This window comes from Cohnella rhizoplanae, from assembly GCF_948329515.1.
Lineage (GTDB): Bacteria > Bacillota > Bacilli > Paenibacillales > Paenibacillaceae > Cohnella > Cohnella rhizoplanae.
In genome coordinates this window covers 574,867-587,087 of the sequence record NZ_CAOJCN010000002.1, presented here as the reverse complement: position 1 = coordinate 587,087, position 12,221 = coordinate 574,867, and the positions used below count along the sequence as shown (strand labels likewise).

General features: G+C 62.0%; 11 protein-coding genes. 5 read left to right on the top strand and 6 right to left on the bottom strand.

What is annotated here, in order from left to right; all coding sequences use genetic code 11:
* Window positions 1-18: 18 nt before the first annotated feature.
* A complete protein-coding gene (locus tag PQG80_RS06705; protein WP_271750457.1) occupies window positions 19-1,230 on the bottom strand; it encodes a GIY-YIG nuclease family protein in 1,212 nt (403 codons plus the stop codon).
* 305 nt (window positions 1,231-1,535) lie between these two features.
* Here PQG80_RS06705 and PQG80_RS06700 point away from each other — a divergent pair, with 305 nt between their 5' ends.
* Complete coding sequence (locus tag PQG80_RS06700) at window positions 1,536-2,936, top strand: SpoVR family protein (protein ID WP_271750456.1); 1,401 nt, start codon at window positions 1,536-1,538, stop codon at window positions 2,934-2,936.
* A gap of 87 nt (window positions 2,937-3,023) precedes the next feature.
* Window positions 3,024-3,920, top strand: coding sequence for an SDR family oxidoreductase (locus tag PQG80_RS06695; protein ID WP_271750455.1), 897 nt, complete (start codon window positions 3,024-3,026; stop codon window positions 3,918-3,920).
* A gap of 69 nt (window positions 3,921-3,989) precedes the next feature.
* On the opposite strand, the gene PQG80_RS06690 is transcribed toward PQG80_RS06695, so the two are convergent.
* Window positions 3,990-5,336, bottom strand: a complete 1,347-nt coding sequence (locus PQG80_RS06690; protein ID WP_271750454.1) for an MATE family efflux transporter — start codon at window positions 5,334-5,336, stop codon at window positions 3,990-3,992.
* A gap of 189 nt (window positions 5,337-5,525) precedes the next feature.
* On the opposite strand from PQG80_RS06690, the gene PQG80_RS06685 reads away from it, so the two are divergent.
* A complete protein-coding gene (locus PQG80_RS06685; protein ID WP_271750453.1) occupies window positions 5,526-6,302 on the top strand; it encodes a DNA-binding response regulator in 777 nt (258 codons plus the stop codon).
* Here PQG80_RS06685 and PQG80_RS06680 read toward each other — a convergent pair.
* Window positions 6,290-6,712 (bottom strand): hypothetical protein, encoded by a 423-nt coding sequence (locus PQG80_RS06680; protein ID WP_271750452.1) that lies wholly within the window; start codon window positions 6,710-6,712, stop codon window positions 6,290-6,292. The two genes, PQG80_RS06685 and PQG80_RS06680, sit on opposite strands and share 13 nt — an antisense overlap.
* A gap of 198 nt (window positions 6,713-6,910) precedes the next feature.
* Window positions 6,911-8,806, bottom strand: coding sequence for a PrkA family serine protein kinase (locus PQG80_RS06675; protein ID WP_271750451.1), 1,896 nt, complete (start codon window positions 8,804-8,806; stop codon window positions 6,911-6,913).
* 246 nt (window positions 8,807-9,052) lie between these two features.
* Here PQG80_RS06675 and PQG80_RS06670 point away from each other — a divergent pair, with 246 nt between their 5' ends.
* Both PQG80_RS06670 and PQG80_RS06665 read left to right on the top strand, forming a co-directional pair.
* Window positions 9,053-10,033 (top strand): DUF2161 family putative PD-(D/E)XK-type phosphodiesterase, encoded by a 981-nt coding sequence (locus PQG80_RS06670; protein WP_271750450.1) that lies wholly within the window; start codon window positions 9,053-9,055, stop codon window positions 10,031-10,033.
* The gene (locus PQG80_RS06665; protein WP_271750449.1) at window positions 10,030-10,338 is read left to right on the top strand and encodes a Rieske (2Fe-2S) protein; all 309 of its coding nucleotides are present in this window, start codon (window positions 10,030-10,032) and stop codon (window positions 10,336-10,338) included. The genes PQG80_RS06670 and PQG80_RS06665 overlap by 4 nt, the downstream gene beginning before the upstream one ends.
* Window positions 10,339-10,346: 8 nt before the next feature.
* On the opposite strand, the gene PQG80_RS06660 is transcribed toward PQG80_RS06665, so the two are convergent.
* Both PQG80_RS06660 and PQG80_RS06655 read right to left on the bottom strand, forming a co-directional pair.
* Window positions 10,347-11,468, bottom strand: a complete 1,122-nt coding sequence (locus tag PQG80_RS06660) for an aminotransferase class I/II-fold pyridoxal phosphate-dependent enzyme (RefSeq protein WP_271750448.1) — start codon at window positions 11,466-11,468, stop codon at window positions 10,347-10,349.
* Window positions 11,469-11,894: 426 nt separating this feature from the next.
* The gene (locus tag PQG80_RS06655; RefSeq protein WP_271750447.1) at window positions 11,895-12,137 is read right to left on the bottom strand and encodes an AbrB/MazE/SpoVT family DNA-binding domain-containing protein; all 243 of its coding nucleotides are present in this window, start codon (window positions 12,135-12,137) and stop codon (window positions 11,895-11,897) included.
* Window positions 12,138-12,221 lie beyond the last annotated feature (84 nt).

The following is a 12,221-nucleotide window of genomic DNA, read 5'->3' as shown; positions in this document are numbered from 1 at the left end:
GGCGGACCGTCGTGCGATTCAGGCTCGGGACCGCTGCGTCTCCTCGAGATTGCGGCGGCACAACCCGAGCAGATCCAGCTTCACGCCGCGCCGCGGCACGGTGATCCGCACCGCGGGCTGACCGCGCCGGCGCAGCGCGGCGCGCAGCAGCTTGGCATCGCCGATCTCGCTGGCGATGATCTCGTCCGGCCGCGTCAGCGTCCGGTACCGCTCCATCAGGAAACGGTCGCAGTCCGCCTCCGCGCGGGACCAAGGCACGCATTCGAGGCGGTGCAGCATCCCGTCGTGCAGCTGGGCGATGCACACGGCCGACTCGCCGAAGAACACCGCCTCCTGCGTCCCCTCGGTTTCCCGGTCCACGATCTGCCGCTCGGGCGTCCGCTCCAGGATCCGGATATGGCGCAGCATATGCTCCGCCTTCTCGAAGGCGAGCCGCTCCGCGTACTCCTCCATCTGGCGGTACATCGCGCCGACCAGCCGCTCGCCTCCGCTCGACAGCAGCCGGGCGGCCGCGCGCGCCGTCTCCCGGTATTCCTCCTGCGAGATATGGCCGGCGCATACGCCGCTGCACTTGCCCAGGTGATACTCGAGGCAGGCGCGCTTGGGCAAAGTGACGCAGGTGCGGAGCTTGTAGTGCTCAGTCACGAAGGCGATGACCGCCTCGCGGAACCGGCTGCTCACGAAAGGCCCGAACCGCTCCGCGGCCCGCGCTTCGCCTGGCGCGGCGTCCGGCGGCCGGTCCGCTGTCCGTCGCGACTGCGCGGCAGCGGCCGACTCCGCGACCGCGCGGGCAAGCTCGCCGCGCGCGGCGGACGCTTCGCCCGGATCGCGCGGCAGCGGGGCCCCCGCGGCCCCGTCCCGCACCGCCCGCCGGTCGCGGTAATGCGCGATCAGCCTCGGCAGCGGCTCCTCGGTCAGCTGCAGGTAGGCGTAGCCGCTGTTGTCTTTTTTAAGCGCCCGGTTGTACGGAGGCTTATGTATCTTGATGAGATTGTTCTCGAGGATCAGGCTCTCATGCTCGTTGTTCACGACGATGACGGCGATCTCGGCGATCTCCGACGTAAGGGCCGGGATGCGCCTGCGCTTGTCCGCCCCGTTGAAGTAAGCGCGCAGCCGGTCGCGGATGCACTTGGACTTGCCGACGTACAGAATCCTGCCATCGTTATTCTTCATGATGTATACGCCCGGCTGCTCCGGGTATCTGGCGGGTTCGAATAAGAATGCGGGCAATGTCAACGTCCTCCCGAACATACATTCTATCTATTAGTCTAGCAAGACAAACGGTTTAACGCAATTACGTAGAAATCCCGATTATTTCCTTGAACGAGTGAACCGAATCGCCGATTCACTTGTCTAAATGCCGAGGTGATCAGTCGTGGACAAGGAAGATCCGGTCCGCCGGGTCAACCCGGCCCCCTCCATGATAGGCGAACCGATGGACCGCTCCGGCTGACGAATCCTATCTGTCAAGCCGCGCCGCCTCCCCGCATATACATGGAATATCCATGCATGCCAATACGAGGGGGTACGCGCCCATGTCCCATATCGAATATCAACGACAGCTGGAGCACGCCATCGACGAGATTACCGAGATCGCCCAGGGCTTCGGCCTCGATTTCTACCCGATGCGCTACGAGATCTGCCCGTCCGACATCATCTATACGTTCGGAGCCTACGGCATGCCCACGCGGTTCAGCCATTGGAGCTTCGGCAAGACCTTCAATAAGATGAAGCTGCAATACGACCTCGGCCTCAGCAAGATTTACGAGCTCGTGATCAACTCCAACCCCTGCTACGCCTTCCTGCTCGACGGCAACTCGCTCATCCAGAACAAGCTGATCGTGGCGCACGTGCTCGCGCACTGCGATTTTTTCAAGAACAACGCCCGGTTCTCCACCTCCAAGCGCGACATGGTCGAGAGCATGGCGGCGACGGCCGAGCGTATCAGTCAATACGAGATCGAGTACGGCAGCGAGGAGGTCGAACGGTTCCTCGACGCGGTGCTCGCCATTCAGGAACACGTGGATCCGGGCATCGTGCATCCTCAGGGACTCGATAAGCGCCGGTACATGGAGATGCAGCAGCGGGAGCAGAAGGCCGGACGGAAAACCGGCCCGACATCCGCTTACGACGACATCTGGCTGCTGGACGACGAAGAGCGCGCCGAGCGCGTGCGTATGATGGACCACAAGCCGGAGCTGCGCAAGTTCCCGCCCGAACCGGAGAAGGACATCCTGTGGTTCATCCAGGAGTACGCGCCCTTCATGGAGGAATGGCAGCGCGATATTCTGTCCATGCTTCGCGACGAGATGCTGTACTTCTGGCCGCAGATCGAGACCAAGATCATGAACGAAGGCTGGGCCACCTTCTGGCACCAGCGCATCATCCGGGAGCTGCCGCTCACGTCGGAGGAGACGATCGAGTACGCCAAGCTCAATTCCTCGGTCGTCCAGCCGTCACGCAGCTCGCTCAACCCTTATTATCTGGGGCTCAAGATCTTCGAGGATATCGAGAAGCGGTTCGGCCGCGAGGCGATGTTCGAGGTGCGGGAGCTGGACTCCGACCCTTCCTTCATCCGCAATTACCTGACCAAGCAGCTGACGGAGGATCTGGACCTGTACGTGTTCGAAAAGAAAGGCGCGGACTGGACCATTACGGACAAAGAGTGGGAAAACGTCCGGGATCAACTCGTCTATTCGAGGGTGAACGGGGGATTTCCGTATCTGGTCGTGACCGACGGAGATTATCATCGGGGCGGCGAGCTTTACATCAGCCACCGCTACGAAGGCGTCGAGCTGGACGCCAAGTATACCGAGCGCACCCTTCCCTACATGGCGAGACTCTGGGGCAAGCCGGTCCACCTCGAGTCGGTCGTGGACGGCAAGCCGGTGCTGTATACCTGCGACGGCGGCAAGACGACGCGGAAAAATTTGTAAGCCAGCCCCAAATTCGGAGGATCGTGCGTAGAACGCCGGCGTTTGGTTTAACTTACTCCTAGACACCATATCAAGGAGTGATACGCCATGACGCCAAACAACCAAACGAGCAGCCCGACCGAGACGCCGACGCGCCCGTCCCATCTCCCGCCGCAGCATCAGGATCAGCAGCCCGGCATTCAGAGCGATATGTATCCGGCCCCTGAGGTCGAATCTCCGACATACAAGGCGGCCGGCAAGCTGCTGGGCAAGGTCGCGCTCATCACGGGCGGCGACAGCGGCATCGGCCGGTCCGTCGCCGTTACGTTCGCCAAGGAAGGCGCGGACGTCGCCATCCTCTATCTGAGCGAGTATACCGACGCGCGCGAGACGCAGCGCATGGTGGAGGCGGAGGGCCGGAAGTGCATCATCCTGGACGGGGACGTGGGCGATCCCGAATTTTGCAAGCGGTCCGTCGAGGAGACGGTATCCCAGCTCGGCAAGCTCGACGTGCTGGTCAACAACGCGGCCGAGCAGCATCCGCAGAAGACGATCGAGGACATCACGCCCGAACAGCTGGAGAAGACTTTCCGTACGAACGTCTTCGGCATGTTCTATCTGACACAGGCGGCGATGCCGCATCTGAAAAAGGGCGCAGCGATCATTAACACGACGTCGATCACCGCCTACCGGGGCAGCCCGGAGCTGCTTGACTACAGCTCGACCAAGGGCGCGATCGTCGCCTTCACCCGCTCCCTCTCGGGCAACGTCGTGGACAAGGGCATCCGCGTCAACGCCGTCGCTCCGGGACCGATCTGGACGCCGCTCATTCCCTCGACCTTCGACGAGCAGAAGGTGGCGAAGTTCGGCGCCGACAGCCCGATGAAGCGGCCCGGCCAGCCTGACGAACTCGCGCCGGCCTACGTCTACCTCGCGTGCGAGGACTCCTCGTACGTGACGGGCCAAGTGCTGCACGTCAACGGCGGCACCGTCATCAACGGATAAATAAAAAGCACCGTTTCCAGCGCGAGCGATTCGCCTGGACGGTGCTTTTTTTTGCGATCGTGCGCCGATCTAGCCGTGCGCTTCCTTCAGGCGGACCGCATGCCAGTCGGTCCGGTAATAGCGGATAGCCACGGTCAAGCCGAGCACCGTCAGGAACGTATACAGCGCGAGCCAAGCCCCCATGCTGCCCCAGTCCGCCACCTGGACGAACAAGAACGTCAGCGGCACGAACAGCAGGAAGCTGAGCGCCAGCGACGCGCGCATGAGGAAGGTCGTATCCCCGATCCCGCGCAGCCCGCCCGCGTAGAAGTTGTACAGCGCGTCGAAAATCTGCAGGTAAGCCGACACTTGAATCAAGCGCGCGGCCGTCTCGTAGACGAGCGGATCGTCGCTGAACATCCGCGCGATCGGGGCCGCCCAGACGAGCTCCGCCGTCCCGAGCAGCAAGATGAATAGGCTCCCGAGCACCGCCGTATCCGTGCCGGCTCGCCGCGCTCGCAGCGGCTTGCCTCGCCCGATCTCCTGCCCGACCAGGATCGTCGCCGTCGATCCGAAGGCGAACGCCGGCATGAAGCCGAACGACATAATGTTCAGCGCTACCTCGTTGGCCGCGAGCGCCGCGTCCCCGAGCCTCGCGACGAACATCGTGAAGATGTACATCGACACGCTCATCGAGAACTCCATCAGTCCCAGCTTGCCGCTCTCTTGCGCAACGAGACGCAGCTCGCGCCAATCCGGCTTCGGGAGGGTACGCGTATTGAACTTGCGGTGCATCGGTCCGTAGAAGACGATCAGGCACAGCGCGAGCTGGATCGCCTCGCCGATGAGGATCGCGTAGCCGGCGCCCTTGACCCCGAGCTCGGGCAGGCCTAAGGCGCCGTTGACGAAGCCGTAGGTCAAGCCGATCATGATCAGGTTGGAGACGATCGCGACGATCATCGAGACGCGGGTATTGCCGACGCCGCGGAAGAAACCGTGGAACACGAAGCTGACGATGCCGAACGCCATCGCGTAGAACCGCAGTTCGAGATAGTCGGCACCGGTCCGCACGACATTGTCGGAACCGCCGGTGAGCGCGAGCACGCCCTCGCTGCCCAGCCAGCCGGCCAGCACGATGAGAACGGCGATGACGACGCTGGCGATCAACGCCAGATAAGTCCGCGCGATCCCCTTGCGCATCTCCCCCGCCCCGTAATTTTGCGCGACGAGATAATTGACCGTATGCCCGATGCCCGAGAATAGCGCGAACACATTGTACATGATGATGTTGGAAACGCCTACGACGGCGATGACGACGATGCCCAGATGCCCGACCATGATCAGGTTCACGGTACCGGTCACCGTCTGCGTGGCGAACGCGAACAGCGACGGGAGCGCGAGCATCATGATTTGAAGCCAATTCCGGAATAATGGCATGATGAGATTAACCTCTTTTGTCGGATGTTCATATAGTCTGCCTTAGGCTCTAATGGAAGTCAATGGGTTGCGCGATTTGAGGTTTTCCCGTAAATTGGATGGGAAGAGGTGTGAAGCACACGCCGTCCGTGCAGCGAATTTACGAATTCGCGGCTCGGGCGGCTTTTTCTATTTCGGGAGGGAATGAACTTGGAAAAAGCATCTACGCGCCGGTTAAGTACGCTGCACGACATGCTGCAACCGCTTCGTTCGATCGCAATCGCAGGAGAACTCGCCGATCCGCAGAGTCAGCACGCCTTCGAGGCGGCGTTTGCGGCTTGGTGGCGCCGGGTTCGCAGGAAGGCTTCGGATCGCGGTCGCGCCAGGCTCGCAGGCGGATTGTCGCACGCTTCGCTGTATTTTCTTCGGTTCGTATGGTGGCCAGCCTTCCGTTCGCTGTCCGGACTTATCCCCGAGTACGAGATCGTCGATTATAAAGACGGCTATCGCTACATCGACTTCGTTTATCTCACCAACGGACTCCGCATCGCCATCGAGCTCGACGGTCGCGGCCCGCATCGCCTGCACATCTCCTCCGCCGACTTCGAAGACGAGCTCATGCGCCAGAACTACCTCATGCTCGATCGCTGGCTCCTGCTTCGCTTCCCTTATCTCATGCTCCGCGACAAACCGCGGCAATGTCAGCAGCTGCTGCAGCAGTTGTTAGGGAGTGCGGGCGGCGCTCACATGGAGACCTTTAACCAACTCAGCCCGACCGAACAAAGGATATTGGCCTGCGTATCCAAAATCACCGGTTTTTTCGGACCATCGCAGGTTGCTGCCGTCATAGGCATCAGCAAAAATACCGCTCACAAGTACATTCGATTGCTAGCCGCCAAACAATTCATCTCGCCCGTAAACGCCGAGCACCAAAAAGTCCGTAGATATACGTTGAACCGCGACCGTATTCCTTTTCACTTTTTTTGACGCCCTGCACCGGGCGGCGCGGCGGGGTCAGGCACGCGAGAATAGCGCATTTTTGCGCTATTCCCGAACGGCGAGTTGGCGGCGGGCGGCGCGGCGGTGTCGGGCATGCGAGAATAGCGCATTTTTGCGCTATTCCAGAGCGGCAAGTTGGCGGCGAGCGGCGCGACTGTTTTGCGCGGGCGAGAATAGCGCATTTTTGCGCTATTCCCGAGCGGCGAGTTGGCGGCGGGCGGCGCGGCGGTGTCAGGCATGCGAGAATAGCGCATTTTTGCGCTATTCCAGAGCGGCAAGTTGGCGGCGGGCGGCGCGGCGGTGTCAGGCACGCGAGAATAGCGCATTTTTGCGCTATTCCCGAGCGGCGAGTTGGCGGCGGACGGCGCGGCGGCTTCGGGCACGCGAGAATAGCGCATTTTTGCGCTATTCCCGGGCAGTGAGTTAGCGGCGGGCGGCGCGACTGTTTTGCGCGGGCGAGAATAGCGCATTTTTTGCGCTATTCCCGAGCAGCGAGTTGGCGGCAGGCGGCGCGAACAGCAAAAAACCGCACAATGGCTGTGCGGTTCGGCGCGCGAGAAGAGGCTTGGTGCGCATGCGGTTCGGAGCGCGTGCGCTCAGCGATTGAGCAGGCTGCCCACGTAGCGCAGCAGCTCGTTGGCGCTGGCGGTGGTGTAGCCGTGCTCTTCGACGAGGCGGTTGATGACCTCGTTGATGCGCTTGAGCTGGTTCTCGTCCGGCGTTTTGGTCGAGGTGGTGATCTTGACGATATCCTTGAGATCGGTGAACAGCTTCTTCTCGATCGCCTCGCGCAGGCGCTCGTGCGTGCTGTAGTCGAACTTGCGGCCCTTGCGCGAATAGGCGGAGATACGGATCAGAATCTCCTCGCGGAACGCCTTCTTGGCATTCTCGGAGATGCCGATCTGCTCCTCGATGGAGCGCATGAGGCGCTCGTCGGGATCCATCGACTCGCCGGTCAACGGGTCCTTGATCTTCTGCCAGTTGCAGTACGCTTCGATATTGTCGAGATAGTTCTCGAACAAGGTGCGCGCCGACTCCTCGAACGAATAGACGAACGCTTTCTGCACTTCTTTCTTCGCGAGCGCGTCGTACTCCTTGCGCGCGACGGAGATGAAGCCGAGATACCGCTCGCGCTCCTCCTTGGTGATCGAAGGATGCTGGTCGAGCCCGTCCTTGAGCGCGCGCAGCACGTCGAGGGCGTTGATGTACTCCTGGTCCTGCTTAATCAGGGCGCTGGAGATGCGGTTGATGACATAACGCGGGTCGATGCCGGACATGCCCTCGTCGGTGAACTCGTTCTGCATCTCCTTGAGATCGGCGTCCTTGAAGCCCTCGACTTCCTCGCCGTCGTACAGCCGCATTTTTTTGACCAAGTCCATGCCCTGCTTCTTGGATTCCTTGAGCCGCGTCAGGATGCTGAAAATGGCGGCGGCCCGCAGCGCGTGCGGGGCGATATGGATATGGTTCATGTCCGACTGGCCGATCAGCTTGGAGTAAATCTTCTCCTCGTCGGTCACGCGCAGGTTGTACGGCACCGGCATGACGATCATCCGCGACTGCAGCGCCTCGTTTTTCTTGTTCGCGATAAACGTCTTGTACTCGGATTCGTTCGTATGCGCCACGATGAGTTCGTCCGCGCTGATGAGCGCGAACCGGCCGGCTTTGAAGTTGCCCTCCTGGGTGAGAGACAGCAGGTTCCACAGGAATTTCTCGTCGCATTTGAGCATTTCCTGGAATTCCATGAGACCGCGATTGGCTTTGTTGAGCTCGCCGTCGAACCGGTAGGCGCGGGGGTCGGACTCGGAGCCGTATTCGGTAATGGTCGAAAAGTCGATGCTGCCCGTCAGATCCGCGATGTCCTGCGACTTGGGATCGGACGGGCTGAACGTGCCGATGCCGGTGCGCGTATCTTCGGACAGGAACACGCGCTCGACCTGGAAGCGCTCGATGTCGCCGCCGTATTCGCTTCGCAGCCTAAGCGAGCACGACGGGCAGAGATTGCCTTCGATGCGCACGTTCAATTCCTTCTCGAAGTCGGGGCGAAGCTCGTTCGGTACGAGATGCAGCGGCTCCTCGTGCATCGGGCAGCCCTGCAGCGCGTATACTGCACCCCGGTGCGTGCGGGAATATTGCTCCAGTCCCCTTTTCAGCAGCGTCACGATCGTGGACTTGCCCCCGCTCACTGGTCCCATGAGCAGCAGGATCCGCTTGCGGACGTCGAGCCTTCTGGCCGCGGAGTGAAAGTATTCTTCGACGAGCCGTTCGAGCGTACGGTCGAGTCCGTAAATGTCGTTCTCGAAAAATTGATACTTCTTGACGCCGTTCTGCTCTTCCACACCGTGGGAGACGATCATGTCGTATACCCTGGAATGCGCGGTCATCGCGGGCACGGGGTCTTCTCTCAGCAGTTCGATGTAATCGCGAAATGTTCCCGTCCACGTCAACCTCTCGCTAGCAGTCCGGTACTCGGCGAGCCGCTTGAAGATGTCCATGCCGCTATCCTCCCTGTCCTTCGCGTATGTCTATCGGTGTGATCCTTCATCGTCTTCGCAACGTACTCTATACCTATGCCGAGAGGTGGACGGATTTGCCCCGAAAATAAGGATGAAAATAAATGCTTCGTACGCGGAAGCAGTGAAGTTGACGCCGCTCTGACGCATGGAGCCGGCCGGCCGCTGCGCCGCCAGCGCCCTCATGCTATAATGGACGAATCAATTCGTCGAACGGGGGAAAACGGCGTGGCGGTCAAGTACGAGACGGAGCTGTATCCGGCGCTCAAGGCGTTCTGGACAACGAGAGGCTACGAGGTCAAGGCGGAGGTCCGCGGCTGCGATCTGGTCGCGGTGCGCCAAGGCGAGCCCCTGCCCGTCATCGTCGAGATGAAAAAAACCTTCACGCTCGCGCTGCTCCTCCAGGGGCTCGAGCGTCAGCGGACGGGCGCCGCCGTATGGCTGGCGGTCGAGCGCAACCGCGTCAAGAAAGGCGCGCACAACCAGCGCTTCGGAGAAATCGCGGATCTGTGCCGCCGGCTCTCGCTCGGCTTTATCACGGTCACTTTTTATAAGACGAAGCCGCCCGTGACCGAAGTGTGGTGCGAGATCGGCAGCCGACCGGCCAGGGGGACGCCCGCCGCGAACGTTCTCGACGCGGCCGCGGTCGCCGAGCATGGCATGGAGCAGCGCTACGCGGCGGCCGAGTCCCCATCCGGCGGCATGCTCCCGACCTCCTCGCTGCTTCCGGCCTCCTCGCTGCTGTCCGCCGCGCTCCCGACCGCCGGATCCGGCGGCCGCCGCAAGGGAACGGCCAAGCTGCTCAAGGAATTCGCCGGCCGCAGCGGCGATTATAATATCGGCGGCAGCTCGCAGCGCAAGCTCGTCACGGCCTACCGCGAGCGGGCGCTGCAATGCGCGCTGGCGCTCCGCTGCGCCGACAGCCCCGCGCTCGCGCCGCGGCAGATCGGCGCGCTTACCGGCGTCGCCGAGCCGGGGCAGCTGCTGCGAAGCAATTACTACGGCTGGTTCCGCAAGGCCGGGCGCGGTCTGTACGAGCTGACGCCCGCAGGGCTCGCCGCGCTGCTCGAATACGGGGAAGCCGTCTCGTATTGGACGGCCAAGTTCCCCTGGGCGGCATCGGCCGCGGCAGCCGCGGAGCCGGACGAATCCGGTGCCGAAGCCGGAGAACCGGGCCGCAATCTATTCGAGGAGGCGATACGACGATGAATCAAGCACGCGTAAGGATCGGACCGGCCGACATGTACGATGGCAATCCGGTGTCGTTGGAGCTGGACGGCAAGCCCTACTGGCTGACCCAAGACGCGGAGGGACGCTTCGCTCTGCTGCTCGCCTACTGCCCTCACGCAGGCGGAGAGGTGCTGCACGCGGAGGGCGAGTTCTATTGCCCGCTCCACTTTTGGACTTTCGACGGGCGCTCCGGCGAATGCACGAACCGGGACTACGAGCGTCTCATGCGCCGCGACGTCGTGCTCGAGGACGGGGCGTTCTACGCTGCAGGCGCCGACTATTAGCGGATGCGTCAGACCGAGCGGCCAACGAATGCCTGGATGGTCCGACTTAATCTTCGGACCCCTTCCTTGATCTCCCGTTCGTCGGAATGCACCGGCGTCAGCCGCAGCCGCGAACGGTCCGCCTCGCCGGCATAATATCCGGTCCCCGGCTGGAACAATAAGCCCTCCAGCCATGCCGCCTTCAACAGGGGCTCTCCCTCCAGTCCCTCGGGCAGCTTCAGCCATGCGTGACTGCCGGCCTGCGGGCATTCGCAGATGAGCCCCGGCACCTCGGCTGCCGCGATCCGCTCCGACAGCAGGGCGTGCCGCGTTCGGTAGATGAACCTGAGCGTCTCCAGCACCGTCGCCGGAGACGATTCCTCCCAGTACCTTAGCAGCGCCTCCCGGTTCTCCAGCGCCTCCAGCTCGCGGTCTGGCCTTCTGACAGGCGGACTCGGCGCGAACGCCTCGTCCGCGCGGCGCCATCCCGTCCATTGCAGCCATCCCAGCCGCATGCCGGAGACGAGACCCGACGGCAGTCCGCCGATGACAGCTGCCGGGCCGGTGTCGCAGCCTGCAGCCAGATTTAGCGTCCGTTCGCAGGTCAAGCTCTGACGCTCGTCGAGGAGCAGCGCCACGCCGGCTGCCGCGCATTGCCGCAGCAAGGCCGTCCGCCGCTCATCGCTCCATTTTCCGCCCGCGGGGTCCGAGCAGGTCAACGAGACGTAGACGGCACGCGGCCGGAATGCCGCGAGCGCGCCCGTTAACGCCTCGGGGTCCATCCCGTCGCGCGTACCCGGCACCTCGACGGCCACCGCTCCGCTGCGCGCGAAGAGCTGGAGCGCCGTCCGGCTCGTCGGACGTTCGACCAACACGGCGTCCCCGGGCCGCAACAGCGCCTTCGCCGCCAGCCGGAGCGCCTCGTCCGCATCGTCCGTCAGAAGCCATTGCCCCGCGTCGTCCGAAGGCTGCCAATACGGTCCCAGCTGCCCCGATTGTACCAGCGCCGCCAGCCGCTGCGCCGTATCGATGCGGCGCAGGCGGTCCGCGCCCGATTCAGCCGCGGCTTCGGCCGTACGCTGCCTTTTTTCCTGCCATTCGGCCTCGGCCAACAGCCCTTCCGCAGGCCAGCCGCCCATCCAATTGATCATGGCCCCCATCTCCAATCGCCTCCGACCGCTCGCGCGCCGGGCGTTATGCCCACCCTACAGTGTATGCTGCACTTCGGCCGTTTTTTGCGTTTTCTTTTTGGCCGGGCTTGGTTATAATAGAAGAAGTTTAGTGGAGGTGTCGAACATGTTACTGGGAATGAGCGACAAGTTCTGGATCGTGATGCTTGTTTTCGCGCTGTTCATCACGGCGATGCTGACGGCCGCGTACAATGAGGACAAGACCAAGGGTCTTTAATCCCGGACTCGCACAGGCGCCGCGCGGGACTTCGCGAAGCGGCAAGACCCCCAAGACCATTCCGCGCATGCGGAGAGGTTTTGGGGGTCTTTTATCGAATAAGAGCCGATTCCGCCGGCAATCGGTTGCCAGGCGGAACGGCTCATCTCTCATCGACATCGGGGAGCGCTTTAGATCGCGTTCATTTCCTTCATGCAAGCCCCGCATACATGACGTTCCTTGTATTCGGTGACGTTCTCCATGGACGAACAGAATACGCACCGCGGACGATAGCGCTCCAGAATAATATGATCTCCCTGCACCAGGATCTCTACAGGATCTCCCTCATTCATCTGATATCGCTTCCGCAGCGATTTCGGCAGTACGATCCGGCCGAGTTGGTCCACTTTTCTTACGACACCAGCAGGCTTCAAAGCAGTCCTCTCCCATTCTTTCGTTATTCATAACAATTGCGATTGTTGCCCAAGTCTTAACCTTAGGTTCGCTAACATCCCCGA